The 23199-nt window shown below is 48.0% G+C and carries 13 protein-coding genes; 3 read left to right on the top strand and 10 right to left on the bottom strand.

The window, feature by feature from the left end; all coding sequences use genetic code 11:
• Positions 1-159: 159 nt before the first annotated feature.
• Positions 160-1026, bottom strand: a complete 867-nt coding sequence (locus tag ACJJI3_RS19960; RefSeq protein WP_444940706.1) for an SDR family oxidoreductase — start codon at positions 1024-1026, stop codon at positions 160-162.
• A gap of 301 nt (positions 1027-1327) precedes the next feature.
• On the opposite strand from ACJJI3_RS19960, the gene ACJJI3_RS19955 reads away from it, so the two are divergent.
• Positions 1328-2350 (top strand): adenosine deaminase, encoded by a 1023-nt coding sequence (locus tag ACJJI3_RS19955; RefSeq protein ID WP_444940705.1) that lies wholly within the window; start codon positions 1328-1330, stop codon positions 2348-2350.
• Positions 2351-2402: 52 nt separating this feature from the next.
• Here the strand turns inward: ACJJI3_RS19955 and fnr are convergent, their stop codons facing one another.
• From fnr to ACJJI3_RS19930, 5 genes are all read right to left on the bottom strand, one after another.
• On the bottom strand, positions 2403-3128 hold the full coding sequence (fnr, locus tag ACJJI3_RS19950) for a fumarate/nitrate reduction transcriptional regulator Fnr (protein ID WP_444916193.1): 726 nt from the start codon (positions 3126-3128) through the stop codon (positions 2403-2405).
• Between the two features lie 73 nt (positions 3129-3201).
• The gene (gene hemN, locus ACJJI3_RS19945; RefSeq protein ID WP_444907212.1) at positions 3202-4584 is read right to left on the bottom strand and encodes an oxygen-independent coproporphyrinogen III oxidase; all 1383 of its coding nucleotides are present in this window, start codon (positions 4582-4584) and stop codon (positions 3202-3204) included.
• Positions 4585-4707: 123 nt separating this feature from the next.
• On the bottom strand, positions 4708-5406 hold the full coding sequence (locus ACJJI3_RS19940) for an OmpW/AlkL family protein (protein WP_444896042.1): 699 nt from the start codon (positions 5404-5406) through the stop codon (positions 4708-4710).
• Between the two features lie 397 nt (positions 5407-5803).
• The gene (gene mmsB, locus ACJJI3_RS19935; RefSeq protein WP_444940704.1) at positions 5804-6709 is read right to left on the bottom strand and encodes a 3-hydroxyisobutyrate dehydrogenase; all 906 of its coding nucleotides are present in this window, start codon (positions 6707-6709) and stop codon (positions 5804-5806) included.
• A gap of 72 nt (positions 6710-6781) precedes the next feature.
• Positions 6782-7888, bottom strand: a complete 1107-nt coding sequence (locus ACJJI3_RS19930; protein WP_444940703.1) for an enoyl-CoA hydratase/isomerase family protein — start codon at positions 7886-7888, stop codon at positions 6782-6784.
• Positions 7889-8068: 180 nt separating this feature from the next.
• On the opposite strand from ACJJI3_RS19930, the gene ettA reads away from it, so the two are divergent.
• Positions 8069-9733: an energy-dependent translational throttle protein EttA gene (gene ettA / locus ACJJI3_RS19925; protein ID WP_444940702.1), complete on the top strand. Its 1665-nt coding sequence runs from the start codon at positions 8069-8071 to the stop codon at positions 9731-9733.
• A gap of 2459 nt (positions 9734-12192) precedes the next feature.
• Here the strand turns inward: ettA and ACJJI3_RS19920 are convergent.
• Genes ACJJI3_RS19920 through ACJJI3_RS19910 form a run of 3 tightly spaced genes read right to left on the bottom strand, consistent with a single transcriptional unit; the run spans position 12193 to position 18219 of the window.
• Positions 12193-14310, bottom strand: coding sequence for an ATP-binding cassette domain-containing protein (locus ACJJI3_RS19920; protein WP_444940701.1), 2118 nt, complete (start codon positions 14308-14310; stop codon positions 12193-12195).
• Positions 14300-17032, bottom strand: coding sequence for an ATP-binding cassette domain-containing protein (locus tag ACJJI3_RS19915; RefSeq protein WP_444940700.1), 2733 nt, complete (start codon positions 17030-17032; stop codon positions 14300-14302). Before ACJJI3_RS19915 ends, ACJJI3_RS19920 begins: the two co-directional genes overlap by 11 nt.
• A 2-nt stretch (positions 17033-17034) precedes the next feature.
• Positions 17035-18219: an HlyD family secretion protein gene (locus ACJJI3_RS19910; protein WP_444940699.1), complete on the bottom strand. Its 1185-nt coding sequence runs from the start codon at positions 18217-18219 to the stop codon at positions 17035-17037.
• Positions 18220-19714: 1495 nt separating this feature from the next.
• On the opposite strand from ACJJI3_RS19910, the gene ACJJI3_RS19905 reads away from it, so the two are divergent.
• Positions 19715-20032 (top strand): hypothetical protein, encoded by a 318-nt coding sequence (locus ACJJI3_RS19905; RefSeq protein ID WP_444940698.1) that lies wholly within the window; start codon positions 19715-19717, stop codon positions 20030-20032.
• A gap of 95 nt (positions 20033-20127) precedes the next feature.
• Here ACJJI3_RS19905 and ACJJI3_RS19900 read toward each other — a convergent pair whose 3' ends face one another.
• On the bottom strand, positions 20128-23115 hold the full coding sequence (locus tag ACJJI3_RS19900; RefSeq protein WP_444940697.1) for a TonB-dependent receptor: 2988 nt from the start codon (positions 23113-23115) through the stop codon (positions 20128-20130).
• Between the last annotated feature and the right edge of the window lie 84 nt (positions 23116-23199).

Raw genomic sequence — 23199 nt, 5'->3', positions numbered from 1 at the left:
TTTTGACTTTTTCGTAACCGGCTTGTCCTGGTAAACACACTCCATAATACTAAGCGACACACATGGTAGTTAGTAACTTGCCCTATGTGCTAAATTCGTAAAGTTAAAAGATAGTTTCATATTAAAAACAACTTTTATATTTCTTTAAAAGTTAAAAGATTAAAACTCAGGTAAAAAGTTTTCGATTACCATTCGTTGCTGTTTTTTGCCATCCTGATCCAAGCCGCTCTTAAAATTGCAAAGTTCATTGGCCCAATTGGATGTTCTGACCCGAATAGGTGGCTCCTCAGCCTGTATCACTTGTAAAACCACTTCGGCTACTTGGTCAGATGTCTGGTATATCTCAGCTGTCTGCTCTGGGCTTCGCGACCTCATACCACCAATATACTGATTGAAGACCCCCTGGTATTCATCTTCGGGATACCCCTGGCTCCGCTCCAACTGCGAAAGCACATTATTGGCAAACTCTGAGTGGATTCCACCGGGCTCGACAGCGGTAAAATTAATATTAAAGGCAGGGGTTATATAACTTGCCAGGGCCTCTGTATAACCCTCAACAGCAAACTTTGCCGCACAATACAGCTCATTGAACGGCTGCCCAACTAGCCCACCCACTGACGAAATATTGATAACGTGTCCACTGCGAGCTTCGCGCATATAGGGTAAAACTGCTTTAGTGCAACGAACTACACCGAGGTAGTTCACATCCGTCACCCAACGTATCTCTTCTTCGCTGGCGTGTTCAGTGGTCTTTACAAAACCAGCGCCAGCATTGTTGATCAATAAATCGATACGCCCAGCATCCCGGATAATAGTATCTACGCAGTTCTGAATACTGTCAGAATCTGTTACATCCAATTCCATCACTTCGAGAGCCGCCCCCTGAGGAGCCGCATTTATCAGCTGGTCGGCCTTGGAGAGATCTCGCATGGTGGCAAAGACCCTAAACCCCTGCTTAGCCATTTGCAGCGCCAGACTCTGCCCCAGCCCTGTGGAGGTCCCGGTAATCAAGGCAACCTTACTCATTGCTCTATCCTCAGTATCCGTTAATCAATCTCAAAATGTAAACTACTCAGTGCAGTATACACATGAATGGCATTAAGTAAACCGATCGGTGTATTTTTGGCAATTAATCTGGCTGCAGCTAAACAATAGGGCTGGCGAGTCAGAATAAGCCGTAAAATAAGCTCCGCCAGCTTTATTCTCAGAGGGCGTAACCTGATACCATTAGCGCCCTTCTATAGCCCAGACAGTTTCTGTGAGTCGGAATGTTGGATAGCCTCCGGCGCATTCACGTTCACAGGTAGTCCCGCAACAAGGTATTTCTATGTCCATTGCCGATTTGAACTTTTTGAAAGCACTGCCAAAAGCCGAGCTTCATCTCCATATCGAGGGTTCACTGGAACCGGAGCTAATGTTCGAGTTGAGCAAGCGCAACAATATTGAAATTCCCTTTTCCAGTATTGAGGAAATTAAAGCAGCCTATAAATTTCATAATTTACAGTCCTTCCTCGATATTTATTATCAAGGCGCTTCGGTCCTGATCCATGAGCGGGATTTTTATGATCTGACCATGGCTTATCTCAAGCGCTGTCGTGAAGACAATGTTGTCCACACAGAGATCTTCTTTGACCCCCAAACCCATACAGAGAGGGGCATTGATATCGGTGTGGTTATCAAGGGTATTAACAGCGCTCTTGATGATGCAAGAAATGAGTGGGGAATAAGTAGTCACCTTATTTTGTGCTTCTTACGCCACCTGAGTGAAGAGGAAGCAATTGCCACCTTGGAAGCGGCAAAACCATACCTCAACTTAATAAAAGGTGTAGGGCTGGACTCTTCTGAGCTGGGTCATCCACCCAGCAAATTTCAGAAAGTATTTGCTATGGCCAAAGAGCTAGAGCTTGAGAGAGTTGCCCACGCTGGTGAAGAGGGGCCTGCCGATTATATCGTAGAGGCTCTCGATCTTCTGGACGTGAGCCGAATCGACCATGGGGTTCGCTGCGTTGAGGACGAAGCACTAATTGAGCGCCTGAAAGCGGAAAATATCCCCCTGACCGTTTGCCCGCTCTCCAATACCGCACTCTGTGTGTACGACAATATGAACCAACACCCCATTTTGTCACTCCTCGAGCGCGGCCTGTGTGTCACTGTTAATGCAGATGATCCGGCTTACTTTGGCGGTTACGTTAATAAAAATTATCTGGCCCTTAGCGAAAGTCTGGGCATGACTAAAGAGCAGGCGAAAAAACTGGCCCTGAATAGTTTTAAAGCGAGCTACATTTCAGAGGCAGATAAAGAAAAGTGGGCGGAGGCAATATCAGCAATCGAAACGGTTGCTGAAGTTTAGTGGATTGGATAGTGTCCTGACTGATCATAAAGCCAGGACACTATTTCAAAATTCAGTCTTCATCATATCCGCAGTGAGTACCCGCTAGCTCACTGAGTTCAATTAAATTAATAATCTCAACTGATCGGCCACTCACCTTAATTAATTTTTCTCGCTGAAAACGCGAGAAAAGCCGGCTGACAGTTTCCGCTGTCAAACCCAAATAATTGGCGATATCAGTGCGCGGCATCGATAAAACAAACGCACTGTGAGAGTATCCACGGCGAGCGTAACGGCTGGAAATATTAATCAGAAGAGCCGCCAAACGAGTATCGGCAGAGCGCTTGCCCAACAACATTAAAATATCGTTTTCCTGGCGCAACTCTTCAGAAAAAATGCTGTAAATCTGCTGCTGCAGGGCTGTCACCTGCTGGGCCAAAATTTCCAGTTGAGTAAAAGGCAGCAGGCAAACACTGCTGTCTTCCAATGCTTCCGCATAACTCGGATGTACCCGAGTACTGTAGGCATCCAGACCGAGCAGTTCCCCAGGTAAAGCGAAGTGGGTGACCTGAGTGTCACCATCTGCGGCAATCACCACAGTTTTAAAACTGCCTGAGCGAATTGCATAGAGATTGGCAAATGGATCGCCAGCTCGGTAAAGGGTCTCCCCCGCTTTAATTATTTTCTTTCGACGCGTGATCTGCTCTAGCCGATCAATATCAGACTGACACAAACCAGCTGGCAAGCACAAACGCCTGACTGAACAGTTGCCGCAACTAACAGCTGTAGAGGAATCCATCATACTAAACCGGTCGGTAAACTAATTTGCCGCAATTGTAACGGCTGTCGAGCCGTTAGTCTCCTGCCGGTAGCTATAGAACACGTGAATATTTCGCATCTGTTTCTTGACTGTGCAAATACATATCAAATGCAGCGGCAACATTTCTCACGAACCAGCGGCCTTCCTCGGTAACAATAATATTTTCGTTATCCTGATAAATTAGACCATCGTCAAACATAGGCTGTAAGCGCGCTAATTCCTCAGAGAAATACTCCTCAAAGGAAGCACCTATACGCTGTTCAACAAGGTTTTTATCCAGGCGCAAACGACACATTAATTCACTAATAATCCACTGGCGCAAACGATCTTCATCATCCATTAACCAGCCGCGGCAGGCTGCAGATTTCCCTTCTCCAATCGCCTGAGTATATTCTTTTAAGCGATGTAAATTTTGCCAGTAGCCATCGCGACTGTAGCTGATCGCCGATGCCCCCAGACCGACCAAAGCATCTGCCGGCATTAGGGTGTAACCCTGGAAATTGCGCTGCAGCATACCGGCATGGGCTGCCTTAGCCAGTTCATCCCCAGGACGGGCAAAGTGATCCATCCCCAAAAATTCATACCCCGCCTTACCCAGGTGCTCTACAGCCGCCAGCTGCATCGCCACTTTTTCTGCGGCAGAAGGGATTAAATCCGTATCAATCAGGCGCTGGGCCTTAAATCGGTGTGGCAGGTGTGCATAGTGATAAAGAGCGATGCGGTCCGGTTGCAGCTCCAGCACTTTATCCAAAGTGCGGTGCAGGCTGCTCAGCCCCTGCTTGGGTAGTCCGTAAATCAGGTCGTAGGAAATGGACTCAAACCCGCGCTCACGCGCCGCTACGGTCAACTCCGTGACTTGGTCGGCGCTGCAGATACGATTGATTGAACGCTGAACTTCGATATCGAAATCCTGCACCCCCAGGCTCAAGCGGTTAAAACCCAGTTCTCGCAGGGTATCCAGGGTCTCTAACTCAAGGGTACGTGGATCGGCCTCAATACTGTATTCAACCCCGTCGCCTGGGCGCAAATCAAAAACTTCAGCCAGCCCTCCCATTAAGCGACGCATATCACTATCACTCAAGAATGTCGGCGTACCACCGCCCAAGTGCAATTGGGTAACGGGGACATCAGCCACCTTATCCCGGTACCACTGGGCTTCCTGCAGCAAGTGATCCAGATAACTGGAAGCCAATCCATACTGGTGAGTGATTACTTTATTACAAGCGCAGAAGTAACAGAGAGAACGGCAAAAAGGAATATGAACATAAAGGGACAAGCTGCGAATATCCTGCAGTGCTGCCCAGGGCTCAATTCCATTTAATGTGTGAAAACGATCGGCGGTAGGATACGAGGTGTAGCGCGGGCAGGGTCCGCTATAACGGGATAAGAGTTCTTCAGACAACCCTCCCACGGGGCTTTTAATCTCTTGCTTCATATTCATTCACACCTCGTTCGGTAGTTTGCTTGGAAATCCGACACAAACAAAAAAGCAGCCACCGGGTCTTCGACCAGAAAACCACAGTGACTGCTCTACCCCAGACCTATTTATTGCTACCTTTTAGAAGCGGTAGCCCAGACCAGCCATGTAAACCAGCGGATCAATATCCACATTGGCAGTCACTTCACCCAGGCCAGGTACTTTGACTTTGGCGTCGGTCTCGATGTCCATCCAGAACACAGACATATTGAACAGCCAGCGTTGATCGGCACCGAAGGTAAAATCGATACCGGCTTCTGCTGCCAGGCCAAATGAATTGTCCAGGGACAGTTCTGCATCACCGGTGGCGCCAAGGCCTTCGAAAGCGCTATCGGCGGTGCTACTGATTTCTTCATCAAAGAAAGCGGTGTAGTTCACACCCAGGCCAACATACGGCTGAATGTTGGACTGTGGCTCCATCGGATACCATTGAACCAACAGAGTCGGCGGCAAGTGCTTGGTTTCCCCCAGGTTGAAACTGCCCAGGCCCTCGCCAACAACTTCGATATCGTGGCTGAACGGCGTTGCGGCAACCAGTTCCAAACCCCAATGATCGCGGAACATGTAGACGCCGGTCAGGCCCAGTGCGGAACCGTTATCCACATCAACACCAGTTTGGTCGATGCCGGTTCCATTCAAGGAAAGTACGCTGGAATTAGCATCGGGTGCTACAGTGGCCATGCCACCGCGCAGAATTAAACTGCCTTGTTCATAGGCCAGTGCGGGTGCAGAAAGTACGGCGGTCAAAGCGGCTGTCGCACAAGCAGTTATACGATTCATTAACTTCTCCATAAAGCGATTAGGCATTTTTCCCGACTCAGGAAGGGCCCCCCTCCAGGCACAATCACAAGTCGCGGACAGGTTACTCGCTGGCTGCCTGAGGCTGCTTGATCCAAATCAAGCTGCCGAATTACCTGGAAAAAAATCCATTGGAATGTGTAGCAGCAAGATAATTGCGCTGTTTAAGGGAGACCCGTTTCCGGGAAGGGGCGGGGAAGATAGCGGCTCAGAAAGTCCGAGGGAACCGAGCACTCAACTGTATTTGATACGATCTTGCCAAATTGAGAACTACCGCAAATTTTTTCTTTAGATGACAGTATTAAGGGCAAACAAACCAGGCCAAAACTGCACCACTGCCGACATTGCCAGACTGTGGTGCAAGGCCTTTAAACAGGCGCTAAGTAAGGCTACCCGCCGGGCGCCGGAACATATTCTGAATACTGGAAAAATCCAACTGCTGGTTTTCCTCACTGGCGCCATGCAGTTGGAAAAGATTTTTCGCCAGAGCTCCCATCGGAGTAGAAGATGCACTGGTTGAGGCGGCATCCATAGCCAACCCCAGGTCCTTGAGCATCAATGCCACACTGAAACCGCCGGCATAGCCCTTTGCCGAAGGCACACTCTCCATAGTGCCCGGGTAGGGATTGTAGTTAGCCAGGGACCAATTATTACCCGAACTTTCTCGCATAATATCGCTCAGTACCTTGGCATCCAGCCCCTTATCCACTCCCAGCTGTAACGCTTCTGCGGTACCGGTCATATGGATCGCGAGCAACAGATTGTTGCAAATCTTTGCCACCTGCCCGGCACCGGCAGCACCGGCGAGGAATATCTTGCTGCCCATAACCTGCAGCGGGGCCCGCGCTGCATCGAATGCCGCTTCATCCCCGCCGCACATAAAGCAAAGCGTCCCCGCCTGTGCGGCAGCTGTACCACCGGATACCGGGGCATCTATCGCTCTCAACCCATGCTCCCTGGCAGCCTGGCTGACCAGGCAGGCATGTTCCGCGGAGATAGTCGAGCAGTCGATAATCAGGGTATCGGCCGGGAGTTGCTGCAACAACCCAGCCTCTCCCAGGTAGAGCCCTTTCACCGCGTCGCCACTGGGCAGCATGGAAATTACGATATCCGCGCCCTCAACAGCCTGCTGAGCACTGTCACAGGGCAGGCAGCCGTCTCGCTGTGCCTGTTCCAGAGCAACAGGGCTCAAATCAAATGCCGCTACGGTATAGCCGGCCTTCGCCAAGTTGGCAGCCATGGGGCCACCCATATTACCCAAACCAAAAAAGGCTATCTTTTCCATAAAAGCCACTCCCTATTTTGTTGTTGGTATCCCTGGCGATTAACAGCCCGGGACGCTCGGTAAATACGATATCTACAGGTCGGCCAGCGGGTGCTCACCGCCCCAGGGTCCCTCAAAGCAGCTTTCCACCTGCGCAGGTGTAATCTGTTCCAAGCTGTCAGGTTGCCACTGGGGTTCGCGGTCTTTATCAATCAACAGCGCGCGCACCCCTTCCTTGAAGTGGCCACTGGCACAGAGGTTTACCGCGAGTGCTAACTCCATGCGGTAGATATCCGCCAGGGACAGGTGTCGAGCCCGCTGTAATTGCTCCCACACAATCCAGGGTGTCAGCGGAGAGCCACCTGCCAAAGTGGCAGCTGCCCGCTGCAACCACTTATCCACACCCTGGTATGCACTGATGGCGGCACAAACCTCTGGCAAGGTGGCAAAATCGGTAAGCTGCTGGATTTGGTCATAATGCTCTCGTAGAGCAGACTCAGGCCGCTCCAGAAGGGGCAGTTCCTGGGATTTAAGGCAATTGCTAATTAACTGGTGATTGGCTTCCAGGTTTTCACCAAAACTGAGCCCCGCTAACGCAGACAAGACTGATTCCCGCTGGTCCTGGCCTATCATGCGGTCTGCCATACCGGCAAAAAGGGCATCGGCGCCATTAAACTGCGCACCGGTCAGCCCCAGGAAAAGTCCAAGGCGCCCGGGCATACGATTCAGGAACCAGCTGCCCCCCACATCGGGAAACAAACCAATCGTAATCTCCGGCATTGCCATACGCGTGGTTTCGGTGACAATCCGATGGCTGGCTCCCGCCATAATGCCGATACCGCCCCCCATCACGAAACCACCGCCCCACACCACGAGGGGCTTGGCGTAAGTGTGAATCTGGTAGTCCAGGCGATATTCGCGGGAGAAGAAGTCGGTGGTGAAGCCGTAGTCCGGTGTCTCACCATAGGCGGCGGACTCCCGATACAGCGCCACCACATCGCCGCCGGCGCACAGCGCCTTGTCGCCACTGCCATCGATCCAGACTGCCGCGACTTCAGTGTCTTCAGCCCAGCGGTCCAACTGGGCCGACAACAGATCGATCATGGGTGAATTTAAGGCATTGAGAGCCTTGGGGAGGTTTAACGTCGCGATCGCCAGGGCGCCGCGCCGGGAAAACAACACCGGGGAATCCTGATCCATTTTTATTCGTCTTATAGCTCTTGTACTAGATAGTGTCGCAGTTAAACACAGATCACATTTGACGTCAGCCACACGCGAGTACAGCGGGCTACCTAAGAGATGCCCGGTTGCACTTTTTACGCAAACTGATAAGTTGCGCGCAAAATCTGACCGATTCCAACACCCATTACGGAACCCCAAATGGCCGAATACGTATACACCATGAACCGGGTGGGCAAAGTAGTGCCCCCCAAGCGCGAGATCCTCAAGGACATCTCCCTTTCCTTCTTCCCCGGCGCCAAGATCGGCGTACTTGGTCTAAACGGCGCAGGTAAATCCACCCTGCTGCGCATTATGGCCGGGGTCGACCAGGACTTTAACGGCGAAGCCCGCGCAATGCCCGGCATCAAGGTCGGCTACCTGCCCCAGGAACCGCAACTCGATGCCAGCAAGACCGTGCGCGGCAACGTAGAGGACGGTGTACGCGAAGCCATCGACGCCCTCGCCGGCCTGGAACAGGTCTACGCCGATTACGCCGAGCCCGAAGCAGACTTCGATGCCCTGGCCAAGAAACAGCAACAGTTCGAAGACATTATCCAGGCCTGGGACGCCCACAACCTGGAGCACCGCCTGGAAGTTGCCGCAGACGCCCTGCGCCTGCCGCCCTGGGATGCGGACGTAAACAATCTGTCCGGCGGTGAAAAACGCCGTGTGGCCCTTTGCCGCCTGCTGCTGTCCCGCCCGGATATGCTGCTTCTCGACGAACCCACCAACCACCTGGATGCGGAATCCGTATTCTGGCTGGAGCGCTTCCTGCACGATTTTACCGGCACTGTGGTTGCCATCACCCACGATCGCTACTTCCTCGACAATGTTGCCGGCTGGATTCTGGAACTGGACCGCGGCCACGGCATCCCCTGGGAAGGTAACTACACCACTTGGCTGGAACAGAAAGAAAAGCGCCTGGAGCAAGAGCAGCGCGGCGAACAGGCCCGCGCCAAAGCCATGCAAAAGGAACTCGAGTGGGCCCGCCAAAACCCCAAGGGCCGTCAGTCCAAGAACAAGGCCCGTTTGTCCCGCCTTGAAGAAATGCAGTCCCAGGACTTCCAGGCCCGCAACGAGACCAACGAAATCTACATTCCGCCCGGCGAGCGTCTCGGCGACAATGTGATTGAGTTTAAAGATGTGAGCAAAGGCTTCGGCGAGCGCCTGCTGATCGACAACCTGTCTTTCCGCGTGCCCAAGGGCGCAATTGTAGGTATCGTCGGCGGTAACGGTGCCGGTAAGTCCACCCTGTTCCGTATGATCAGCGGCACCGAGCAGCCGGACTCCGGCGAAATCAAGATGGGTGAAACCGTTAAGGTCGCCTACGTTGAACAGGGCCGTGAAAATCTGGATGACAGCAAGACCGTATGGGAGGCCATCTCAGACGGCCACGATATGCTCAAGATCAACAACTACGAAGTGGGCTCGCGCAACTATGTTGGCCGCTTTAACTTCAAGGGCAGTGACCAGCAGAAGCGCGTAGGCGAACTCTCCGGCGGTGAACGCGGGCGCCTGCACCTGGCCTATACCCTCAAGCAGGGCGCCAACGTACTGCTGCTGGACGAACCCTCCAACGATCTGGATATCGAAACCCTGCGCGCCCTGGAAGAAGCCCTGCTCAACTTCCCCGGCTGCGCCCTGGTAATCTCGCACGATCGCTGGTTCCTGGACCGCGTTGCCACCCATATCCTCGCCTATGAGGGTGAGAGTGAAGCGGTCTTCTTTGAAGGTAACTACACCGAGTACCACGAGGACTTTGTGCAGCGTAAAGGCGAAGATGCCACACCGCATCGAATGCACTATAAGAAACTTAAGACTTGATTTTAAAAGAAAAAAAGCCCGCTTAAGCGGGCTTTTTTCTCGAAAGCGCTAAATAAAATACCGAAAAATTCAAAGCTTAGAACGCTGAGTTTGTATCAACATTAGTTCTTGGGTCTGGCAAACACACCTTTAAAGCGAGTATTTCTAAATAAGGATTTCTGCCCCCCAGGTAGCAACTTTCCCCTGGTGGTATGGGAACCCGAAGTATAAATCTTCTCTGAATATTCGATCATAACTGCAACCAATAAAAACACTCCCACAGAGCTTACCCAATTCCAGCTGGCTTCAATATCGTTATGATGTTATGAAAAGGTCACATTGATATTTCCATAGGAAAATCGATTTATATTATCTAGAGGGAAAATAGTGTCAACGAATAGAGTAGAGAATAAAAAGAGATGCTTAGTCAGGCAAAAAGCCAGAGAAAAGCAGCAGAGACTGCTTTGTATATATTCTCTGGCTCACGATACGTTTTACCGCATCAAGAGATCTATCTAAATCAATCTCAAATTTGTGATCAGTTAGGCGGAAGCTCAACAACCGCTTGTGGACCAGCCTGAATATCAGTTTCAGTATGCATTATGCGTCTCCTTTATCATTTCAATCTCTTAGGTACTTGGTTCGACTTACTCTCTGTCAAACACAATACAGCTTAACGCGATTACATTACATCACACCAATAATACTCAAATTTTTTGAGGAAAAGATCACAAAAAATGATCATTATTCTCAAGCCAATTTAGCAGAAAAAACTTTCAACCAAAACAGCAAGAATTGGACTGATGGCTGCACGATGGTACAGGTTAGCAATACGCTTTCTAACCAAAAAGTTAAGACACCTGAAAAAACCACCAACTAAAAAAGCCATACAATTATCTAATTAAGTTTCTTGACAACAGAGGGAAATCACTCCATACGTAGATTATCACGCTATAGAGATACCCATGAAATCAATATAATTATGGCTACGTAAGCAGGAAAATACACTTTACATCTAAGGAGAGGAACATTTACCTGTAAAAAATTTTAAGCAAAAAGCTCCCCTCACAGCTTCAACTAGTTTGATCCGTCACTGCTGGACTGATTACTGTTATTAGCATTGCTAGCAGCTTCCGGGTCAGCATCTACAACTGCTTGTGGACCAGCTTTGATATCAGTTTCAACGTGCATAGCACACCTCCATTTTCACTTTGGGAAGACCGGAGACCCATACCTCCGATACAAAGAACCAGTATTCACCCTCACTTGGCTACCAGACACTAAAAAGGATTCTCATAGAGAATCTGATTAACTCAGCGAACAGGTTTAGCAATAGACAACTTGCTGCGGCGATAATGAGAAGTCAACAAATACTGCTTCCTGTCGACATTTTATAAAAGAGCTTAGTTAAAAAACAACTGGTTTCCGCACCAAATGAGTTGCGAAACCGAATGAATTTGAAAACCCCAAATAGAAACCACCAAACTTAAAAAAAGCAGGCGGCAAATTCATTCTACAGGGGCGCCAAAGGCCTCAAGAATTAAAACATGCCCCTCACTTTGGCACGATGGTACGTAATTAGGATTCCTACAGAGTCGATGTCGTTTTACCAAACCTCCATCAGTCACTTAGAAAAACTTATGATAATAAACCTATTCAAATCTGAATTAACCAACAACCAGGAGAAATTAATTAATTCTAGTCTACCCTGCTAAAACGAAGCCTAAAACCTCATTGCTGATGGTACGGCACCCTGTAGGTTTTACACTCCAAAGCACTAAAAAGGCTATTTTGTATACTATCTTGCCTAGAGTACTTGCAGAAAAACCTTATCTAATAGCAACTTAGCACCCAGAAAAATAACTCTAATGCAAGAAAGCCAAGTGAGACAAGAAGTCAGAATGGATAGTTATCAACGGACGGGGTGCCTATTTTAGTTGAGCCATTACGCCACTCTCGCCGACATAAGTTAGGTAATTTGATGCTAAAGGTTCATCATGCTACGCATAACAAAGTGTGAACTCAGATATACTTTGAGATAATCTATTTAGTCGAGCAATTAATCTCACTTGTCCTCACAGGGCAAACAGGAGATGAAAGCCTTATAGATAGATTACAAAGTTTCAACTTCATAAAATCTTTTCAAGTGCCGAATCAATCTATTTAATAAAAACCAGAGAGATTATTTATTCAAGCGTGATGTAAAATACTCCATGGCAATCTTTACTTATGCTCCTGGAGTTAAGGCTGCACGAACAAACGCCTGAGTTTCAATTTTGTTATACACCTAACCCTGCCTTTTGCAACACACCTGTTTTCGAGATGTCTAGTTCAGGCTAATGATCTAGCTCTGGGGAATCTGACTAATTTTAATATGATGCCCAGTTTGTATATCAGTTTCAAGGTACATAAAACATCCCCTTCCTTTAATTGTTTAAGTAAATCGGGAAACAAATGATTCCCATGAAAAATTTACTACTTTATGGGTGGGCAATCACCATCAGGGTTTTTGCATTTTTTTGCACACAGGCTATCGCCATCTGCAGATTCTCCGGATCGAGTGCCGCAAAACTCTCGTCCAGCACCACTAACTCAGCATTTTGCAAAAGCGCACGGGCGATAAATAAACGGCTCATCTCACCATGGGACAACCTCCACCCCATCTCGCCCACCGTTTGTAAAATCCTCGCCGGCATTTTTTCCAATAGCGGGGTCAATCCCAACTCATCACAAATTGCATAAGCCTTGCGCAGACTCTCCTGGCGAGGTGGCCACTGGTCTCCCATCAATAAATTAAAAAGAAATGAATCTCCCAACACATGATTTTCATGAAACTGGGGAGCTGATGCGACCATCCTGCGCCAAGGTTCAGCACCGATACTTGCGCGGTCGTAGCCATTGAGCAGCAACAGGCCATCATCCGGTTTCTGGATGCCGGTGAGAACATTCGCCAATGTGGACTTCCCTGAACCAGAAGTGCCCTGTAGTAAAAGCCGGTCGCCGGGATAAATGCTGAGGTTGCATCCCGCCAACACTGCTTGATCTTTTCCCTCGTAGGTGAAACGGATATCGCGTAAATAACACAGCGGCTGCGAGGAATCCTGCTGGCCGGCCGACGCGGCCATTGCCAAACCCGCACTGCCCCTTAAGTGGCGATCTTCCAGGGAAAACAGTTCACGTACTTTTTTCCAGGAAATTGCGGCACTTAAGGCGCTGGTAAAACCATTCATACACTTTAAAACTGCGCGATACCCCAACAACATGCCTCCAAAGGCAATTGCGAGTTGGGTGCTACTGGCACTGTCGCTAATAAATATTGGGGCCAGCCCCACTATCCCCAAAAGTAACCATAGGCGTGGCAAAAAAGCCTGTAAACGCACCATGGTCTTATCCATGCGAGAGGAACTCTCCAGGTAGTCATTTAACTCACTGTCTTCACCCTGGTGCCACTCGCCGGGTGCCTGCTGCGCGAGCCGGGTGCGGTGGCCGATCATTTTCTCAATTAAACGGTGGGTCATTGACAGGCGCTGTGCTGTCCACTCTTTGCAGCCGTAGTACTGTGCCCGCCCCAGGAAAAACGCAACCGCTAAAAATAGGGGCAAAATTGCTGCATAGATAAGGCCACCAGCTCCCATCAGCAAAATTGAGGCTGCAATTAACAATTCTACAACGCCGAGCAATAATAAAAAGGCACCCTGTAACGCACTGGCTTCTATATTCTCCGCATCGTAAACCCTGCCCAATACCTGACCCGACCCCATATGGCGAATACGACTGGGAATAACGCGCAGCGCGCTGGCGAGCAATCGCTGCTTCAGGAGTGCACCGGTCTCAACGGAGACCACACCTCGCAGCCTGGCTGTGAGCAGGGATAGGGGAACCTGAGTCACCAATAACAATACCCAGGCAGATAGCCAGCCCGTATCAATATGGCCCTCGAGCACAGCCCTACCTATCACCCACCAGCTACACAGAAAAATAGCCATCTGGGCACTGTGACAGGCAAGCATGGCGGCAAAGCGCCAATACAACCCGCGCTGGCGAAGTTGTAGGCGGAAAGACCGGTGAGAGGATTGACGCAACAACCAGAAATCATCCAGGCGTATGCCGGCAAGGTTTTCTCGCAGCAGGGCAGTCATGGCTTTCTTTCGCCGACGCCCTTGAATGTGTGCACTATCCAGCAACTGTTCGATACGCTCGCGCTGGGGCCCTTCAAGCTCGCGAGCCAGCTGCTGAATAACCAGCTCTAGGCAAACTTTCTTCAGGTGCAGTGCCGGTGTGAGCAGCTGTAACTTATGCCCCCTGCCACCACACAGTGCGATAAAATATTCCCCCTCGGGAAAGCGAACCCGCAATAGCGCCGGGGCGGCTCCCAACAGCATGGTTTCCAGCTCTGGGTAGCTACAACTCACCTGCTCCACTTGCAAGTCCAAAGCTTCAGCACCTGCCTGCAACCTGGCATTCAACTCCAGGGTGCTTCCAAGGGATTTGTGCTCCGCTACTTCAGGCTCCAAGCCGCTGTATTTTGCCAACGCTTGTAAGGCGGCCTCCAGCTGCGACACTGGCCAGCAATAGGGCATTAATTCTTTACTGCTCACTGGCAACCTCCGTAAACCGGGAGGCCGGTGTCGCCCCAGGAACTCCTTGTACTTCTGTCAATTGACCGCTGGCCATGCGCAAGTGACGCCAACTGCTACTCTGCCAACACTCTTGCCAGAGACTGCTTTCAGCTGCCAGTAGCTGCGCATAGCGCGTGTCGCCCTGGGCTTGAAGCTCACTGGGCTTACCATCTTCAATAATGCAACCCTCGTCCACGACCAAAACACGAGGAAAGTCCCGGGTTTCACTGATATCGTGGGTAATACAGATCAGGGTGACCCCCTGCCAAACCTCCCGCACCCGGTTCATCAGGCGCTGCCGCTGTTGGCGATCAAGCCCCCTGAACGGTTCATCCAGAATCACACAAGCAGTTTCCTCGCGGCCAAGTGCGCGTCCCAGACGTACGCGCTGCCCTTCACCACCACTGACCAGGGCACCACTTTCGCCTAGCGGGCTTTGCAGCCCCTCCGGTAACGCTGCTACCAGCTTGAGCAAATCCGCTTGCTGTAAAATGGGGTAAAGGGGAGCTCCGGGCTTATTGCCGTAACTCAAGTTTTCCAGAAGGCTGCTATTCCACAGCTGAATTGCGGGATCAACCCAGGCACAGTGAAGGCGAAAACGATGCAGTAATTCTCCCTTCAACTCTCCACCATTGAGCATCACACGGCCACTGGCGGGTTTGTGCCACCCCAGCAATAATCCGGCAAGGCTCGACTTGCCAGCGCCGGATGCTCCGACCACAGCAATTTGCTCACCGGGGCTGATTTCCAGATTTACCCTGTCGAGAATAGTGCGACCGCTGGCATTAACGGTGACATTCTCAAACTTGATACCCACCGGCTTTGCCGGGGAAAATTCCACACTATCAGCGGAACTTTTATCTGTGTCTGTTTCAGTGACTGCTTGCAGCGGTTCGAGGGCTCTCAGTAAAAAATTCCGTTGCCGTGGATAACTTCGCATCAGTCCCGCAATTTCTTCACCCAGCGGCGGCAGTGCCAATACCCAATAAATCAATAAAAGCAGATCGGGACTTGCCCCTCGTGCATTAACACAATAAATCACCAATACACTACTGAGGGTACAATTAATCAACAGCTGTACCGCCTGGCTGTTGAGCTGAAAACTCAGTGATGAGTATCCAGCCCTTATCCATTCAGTGAGCAGGTTTTCATGCTCACGCCGTACAGACTCACCGGCGCCGTGCGTACGGATTGGAATAACTCCCAGCAGCGCATCCATATAGAAGCGAGCCAGGGCTCCCGCATGAGTTTGTACTCTCATACTGTAATCAGTGAGTACTGGATGGAACATCAAGGGTACAGCGACTTGCAATACCGACATGACTAGCACCAAAGGAGCGGCAGCTGGAGCAAGCCAGATTATTCCGAGTGCAGTAGCGAATAGGGAGAAAATTTTAAAAATGAGACTCGTCCCGAGAACAGGCAAATCTCTCAAGGCGGCAATACGATGTGAGCGTTCGGCTGTATCAGAGGTGGGACGGCTCTGAAAGAAATGATCAGGTATTTTGGGTAGGGCCGCTAAAAACCGTATGCGGAAACGATTTTCCAAACGGCGCCCAACCACCATTTGGACTTTTGCTGCGGGAAACTGCAATAGCATTAATGTGATCATAAAGACCAACAGCAATGCAATCGTGCCTGCTCGCTGTATCTCTGTGGCTAACTCGCTGTGGATATCAATCAGGCCACGGAAAAGCAAGGCTTCGAACATCAGCCCCAATACCGCTCCGAGCAGAGCAATAAATATAGTGAGTGGCGCAATCAATCCATCTTCGCGCATCACCCCCCAAAGCTGCCTGAGAGGTTGAACCGGTGGCTCCCGCAAAGCCCTGGATAGCGCTTCCGATTTCGGTTTAACTTCACTGACATCGCGAACCCCTTTTACGCTCACGATGACCGCGCCACTAAACTCCAACTGCTCCGGCGAAAGTTCAATTGTCTCTGCAGGCTCACTTCCACGGGGACGGGACGGTCGAGCACACCAGTAATTCTCTGGTACTAAAGAAAATGCTTGGGTGGTATCTGTAGTAAATTCAACAGACAGCCGCTGCAACATACCACTGACCTCAGTTCCGCGCTTTATCGCCCCGGACGTAACCAATGAGGTGAGCATTCGAACTGATGCATCGAGAAATGCCAACGAGAGCCAACTCTCATCCTTTAGCGCTTTTTCACAGAGTGCAGTGGCCTCTTCATTGCCAACCTTTAACTGAGCAATACGCTTTTTCAGCGGGGCAATAAAATCATCACCACCTGCCCAGTTTCTCCAGCCCTGAGGGGGCACCCGTGCGGTATGAACATGCAACTCATCCAAAAAGCGACGTGCGCTGGGCCAGCGCCTACCACTGGCGGGATCCATCACCTGCACAATACCGCGATGATTTTTCCAGGCTACGACAAAATGAGTGTTACCGTTTGGTAGCCGTACCACAACCAATCCTGGCAAGTAGCCAGTGGAACTCAATAAGAGATGGTCCACGGGAACCACCATCTGGGCAGCTTCAAGCCCAAGCTCTACCGCAATCTTTTCCAGGGTATTTATCGAAGTACCATCTACATCAGTCTGGCAGGCATCGCGCAAATGGCCGTAGTGTGTATTTACACCAAAACCTTCGAGCAAGCACTTCAGGGAAGCCGGACCACAGTCCATATTAGAGGTCTGAACTACCTCAGGAACTAACCAGCGTCTTTTGTTTTTCACTGCTACGCTCCCTCTTCCACGGTCTCTGCGGGAGCTTTGGCCGAGAGTATCTCACCCGTCCTTTGTAGAAGCAGTTGGTATGGTGTTTTCTTGCCTGTGGCAATTTCTACCCTGGCCGGTAAATCATGCAGTAAAGGGAGATGGGGCGGTGCCTCACCTTGCAAGGATAGCTGTACAAGAACTTTGCCTTGCTGGACGGCACTAGCGACCCGTTCTACTCGGGCCTCCAATTGCCCAAAACGGGCCCAGGAAAATCCATCCAATTTTACTTGGGCCTTCTGCCCGGGCTGGATATGCCCCAATGCTAATGCGGGTGGGAAAAATGCCTGTATAGAAATAACACCTTCTGCTTGAATCGTTGCAACTTGCTGCCCGCCGACCAACACTTCCCCTTCCCGTATTTTTGTCAGCGAAGCCAACACCCCGGTAATTGGGGCACGCAGGTTCTGTTCGCTCACAGCAAGGTGGCTTTGCTGAATACGGGTATCAACTTCCGCAATCTTTCCATCAATATCTTGATGCCGCTGCTTTAAAGCGCTCACTTCAAGTTGATATTCACTTATTAGCTGTGCTCGACGATCCTCCAAAGCGCGAATATCCGCCTGCACTTTCAGGGTTGCCATCGCCATTTGTTGGTACGTCCGTTTTGCGGCAAGGTAATCCAACTCTGAACTCTGCTGTTTTTGTAACAGCCGTTCATATCGATCGGCAACATCCGCTTGAATTTTCTGATTACTGACTTGAAGGTGGTACTGTTGCTCCAACAACTTCAATTGATCACTGAGAGCCTTCTCATCTTCACCAAATTTTTTATCCAGTAGCTCTCGTTCCCTTTGAACTGATTCAAGTTGATCACGCAAGCTTCCAGATATCTTGCTGTCTCCCTGCAGGCTCAAATCAAGTACGGACGTATCAAGACGAATTAGTACATCGCCCTGCTCTAAAGTATCACCAAGCTCTGCCTCAATTTGAACAACACGTCCAACGCGCTGGGTACTTACGTGAACAGTATTTTGTTCCTGCTCTAATCTCGCATCTTCAGTTACGCTATAAGTTGTAATTTCTACCGTGAAGAACCATATAGCCCATGCCGCCAGAAGTAAGGTACCTAGAGCAGTAGCGGCAATCAAGGCACGGATAGAATCTGATGTAATAGAACGAGTAGTGTGAAAAAAAGGCGTTGACAAACTAAAAACCCATTAACATTTATCGCGTAAAATAGCCACGAAACTTGACTTTGCCACTGATTTTTTTACAATTTTCTTGAAAGATTCAAGATAAGCAAAGGTAATTTTTTCACACCCTAGAGTCAATTTATTTTGAACAAGCCCACCCTGTACCTTTGATAGCGTTCAATTCTTAAACTCGATAGAATTTAATTAGCTTTTTATCGCATGTATTTATATGCAACTTATTGTGAGTAAAGTGACTCCATATTTTTGTCATCGTAATCATCCTTGCTGGATAGAACCAACTATTCCTTCTTGATAGCTCCACCAGTGATAACTTCAACCTATTCATTTCCATTGATTATGCCTTATACCTCCTGTGTAAAAGGATCAATAGACACCGCTGGCATAATGACTGCCCTTACCGAATAAAATAAATCAATCAATCCTGCACCCCATCCCAATCATACAGGTTAATCAATAGGTGACTTACCGTGTACTGTTGTTAACCACTAAATATAGATTGAAATAAGTAACCCAGCATCAGTAGCCGCTGATATTAAAAGTTAAAGTGTACCTTGTCCTAACCCTTCAATTATGGCTTTGAAGGTGAACTACGAGGCTCGTATCAAAAATTGCTTATCATAAACACCAATACCCTTAATTGGGACCTTTTGAGCTTTCATACCAAACCCAACCGCATTCATAACTTACAAACTCAACAAATCCTAAGTTCTCTTACACAGTGGACTGATTGGACTGTAGACTGCATTCCCATTTATCGACCACAAATACGGCATTCAAGCATGCATGATTACTTTCCTTCTTTATCCATTGGACTATTACTGTACAGACGATAATCAAAATATCTACTCTCACTAACTCAGATAACCCAACCCACAACCATAGCTTAGAAGCTGTTTATCAGCTCATTAAAACTACGCATTACTTCATTTAGTCTAATACAGCTCACTTACCTGCTGTCAGACATACCAAATATCTCCCCTAAAAACCATCTACCTCAACATCTATCAATGTTTAAAGTCCATATAATCTAAGAAATTAAATATATCAACTCTAGGAACAGAGATTCTACGCAATCTAAAATTTTCACTCAGAGTACAAAGTCAATATATTAAGACACTAAATTTAAGACACCTCACCACCGCACCTTATCCCAATGCACGAGAAAACTATAACCCCAAAGGAACCTGAGCTACTTTAACAACACAACTCCTCACCAGCCTACACGCTGCTAAAGCAAAATATGCATTTAATTACAACTTAAAGAAATGTATTAAAGGCTGCAGCCACTATAAATATTATAATGACTTTACTTCCCGCAGTAGAATCGCACTTTTGACCTATAATTTACTACATACCAAGCATAGAAACAGGCAGGAGAATGGCTGGAACTATTGGCAACTATACATTGAAACCTGGAGGTCATAACGCCGACCCCTAAAGCAGATAGTAATAAACACCTCCATCTGTATTAAGCAGGAATCAATACATGATCAGCTGCAAGATTTTTTTAAACTCACTTAAATTAGCCCCAGACTCAACCCCTGCGCTTTTTCAAAAATTGATTATCAAAGAACTTGAAACTGAAGAAGACCCAAATATAATTTTTATCACAACTCATCAAATTACACCCGATGAATGCTATATTGAAGTATCCTGTTTAAAGAGACCAGATCGAACACACCAAAAACTTCAAGCTTTGGCCGTTCAACTTGATGAAAGCGCGAGACGATATTTTCAGATTGAAGACCCTATCCGGGTAAGAATTATTCAGATCGAGGAAGATTCAGTATATGGAGTCAATTAGCCATCCAATTAATAGGAAGCGTTATCTTAAGTTATCTCTATTGTTATATCTATTGAAGTTAAGGCCGCCACATTGGCGGCCCATTAAAGTTGAAATCAGAAACGTACGCTGGCGCCTAACCTAAAATATCTGGGCGTTTGGTAGTATTGGTTCAACCCCCAGTCAGGGTCAGATAGTCCGGGGCTAATCTCTGCAAATTCGTCAACTTCTGTTTCAGCGTCTGCATTTAATAAATTAAAGACATCAGCCCTTAACTCGACATCAGCCAAACCAATTTCAGTGTTATAAATTAACGATAAGTCAATCTGATTCACCCAGCTCGTCCGGCCACGACTACCGCGCTCAGTTCGCACTAAATTACCATCTGGATCAGTCAAATAGTAGGTATCCCCATAGTAGGGAGTGCCATCTGGGTGCCCTTTGCCAAAGGAGTTTATCGGTCTTCCTGATTGCAAAAGGAAATTGGCGCCTAATAGTAAGTTTTCCATTATCTGATAGCTTCCATATATCTTAAACTTATGGGTGCGATCATTAGGGAGAAAGCCATTGGCACCGTCCATAATTTCAGGGAAATCAAAGTCTTGAGTAATCCCCGCATCATCCTGACCATTATCAGATTTAACGTACCCCTCTGTATTACCTTTACTTTCAGACCACACGTAACTGGCTGTTAGACCCCAAACGCCGTCAAAGGCTTTATCAACGGAAAACTCTAGCTCTTTGTAGGTTCGTTTAGCTTCTGGATACCCGAGCAATTCAGCAGAGAAAGTTGTCATCTCCAACTCACCGGTACCATACCTATCATAAGGAATTGTTACATCACTTCCAGGGTTAGCGAGAACATAACCATGAGCATCCCCAGTATGAGCATAGCCTAATGCGTCAACCGCATGGTTAATACTGATATCGTCAATATGTGACTTTAGATCACGATAGGTAGCTTTAACACCCACACTCCAATTTTCATTGAGAACCTTTTCATAGCCCAGAATATATTCATCCTGATACATAGCCTCCAAATCCCGATCAGATAATTGTCGGCTATCGGGAACTTCTCCGCTCGAATTAATCTGGACAGGACCTATTTCTTCAGTTGTAGGTATCCCTTCTGCATCAATATCTGTGGGGACATAAGTTACTGGATCATAGCTTCCATTAAAAATGAAGTAACGCTCCAAGCCCAATTCTCCTCCAGATAAACGCACGTTAGTATTAGCAGCAACAGGCATATGGTACCTACCCCAGTTACCAAAAACGCGCATCTCTCCATCGCCACTAGGATCCCAAGAAAAACTGAGACGAGGAGCCCATTGATCATCAATTTCTATAAATACATCACCCTCACCATTGTAATTGGAGAAAATCTCACTCCTAAGCCCAGCACTGACGGTTAAGTTATCAGTGATATCCCACGTATCCTCGATATAAAAAGCCTCAGACTCAACTTTAAAGGATCCTGAAACATCGCTTACTCGATACCGCACCAAGTGAACCGTGCTACCATTGCCATTCACATCGGGAACAATACCTCCATTAGAAAGCTTGGAGTCAGGAAGGGCAGATATATAGCGGTAATAGACCCCTTTTCCATCCCTTAATCCGGTGCCCGCATAGGTCTCAGCAGAAGAGGAAGAATTATCTTCACGATCATATCCGAAGCGGACAGTATGATCTCCAAGTACCCACTCAAAATCTATTCGACTTGCTTCGCGCTCATCACCACCGGTTTGAATTCTGGAGTTTGTATTACAGCCTGGATAATAAGACGAATTTCCTGGAAGCGCCCCATCACTAGCATCAATAATAAAAGGACATTCAACATCGGTGGTTCCAATTGTTGTTAACTCATATTCGTTTTGTCCATATAACAAAGACATACTGAAATTATCAGTTAGTTGACCATCGTAGCGCAACAACCAGTTCTCTCCTCCTCGATAATCACTGATCGTGCCTTTATAATCAAGCTTGTCCATGTTGTAGTAGTCATAGTTTGACTGTTTATTTTCTCGAGTCCGCTCATCGGAAAAATGAACATAACTTAAGATGTGATCATCGGTCACATTCCAAGTTAAGTTAACTCCCCAAAAGTCATCAGCCACTTCCCTATTATTAAAGGTATCTGGGGCCTGGAGAGTGTTATACTCTTCAACAGTTTCCTGTTGTTCATAAAGTGCATAGAAAAATAATTTGTCCGGCACAATCGGACCACTTATATAGTAGTCCGTAGTATATCTAGACTGTTCATTCTCCGAATTGAGATCATAGAGCGTTCCATCTGTGGATAATGTATCCGGGCTTGTTTCCCTTAATGATCCGGGCTCAAAGTAAGTAACTACACCATATTTAAAATCATTGGTTCCACGCTTTGTAACAGCATTTAAAACGCCACCTAAAGACCGCCCAAACTCTGCACTATATCCACCAGTTTTGATTTGAAACTGATCATAAAACTCAAAGGGTACAGAAGAACCACCTAAGCCATTGCGAAAATTGGTAACATTCAAGCCATCAATATAGTAAGCATTTTCACCGACAGAGGCTCCGCCAAATGATATAAGATCTTTATCCTCTCTGAATGTGTTATCCCCCAATACAGTTCCCGGAGCAAGCAAGGCAACAGATTCTATATTTCTTCCTACAGGCAACATCTCAATATCCTCTAAACTGATATTGAGAGCAGATTCAGCTGTTCCTGTACGTATTTGTGGTAAGGCCTCAGCTACAACCAAAACCTCTTCCATATCGCCTTGGCTCAAAGGGATACTTAATTTACCTGTGCTACCGATAGACACTAGTACTGATTCGATTACTGCCGGTTGGTACCCTGACTTCTGCGCGGTTATTTTATAAACTCCACTGGGTAACTTGACCTTGAAATCCCCATCGTCACCAGTTGATATAGTTCTTTTGAAGCCATTTTCTTCATTTTCAATAAGAATAGTTACGTTAGGAATCTCACTACCATCTGCTCCAATAAGCCTTCCATCAATTCCCCCGTTTACATTTCCAGCCGCAAGCACATTAGTGCTAGATACTGACAAGCCAATGGCACTGACCAATACTGCCCTTTTAAATAAATTCATAAACCTATCCTTTTGCTTATAGAAATATTTATAGATTTTTTTTAGATTAAAAAGCTGTGTTAATTATTAATCCATCCTCCCTGA

The organism is Microbulbifer maximicatervae (SeqCode), from assembly GCF_052466985.1.
The sequence above is the reverse complement of the archived record's forward strand: the minus strand, read 5'-3'. Positions and strand labels throughout refer to the sequence as shown.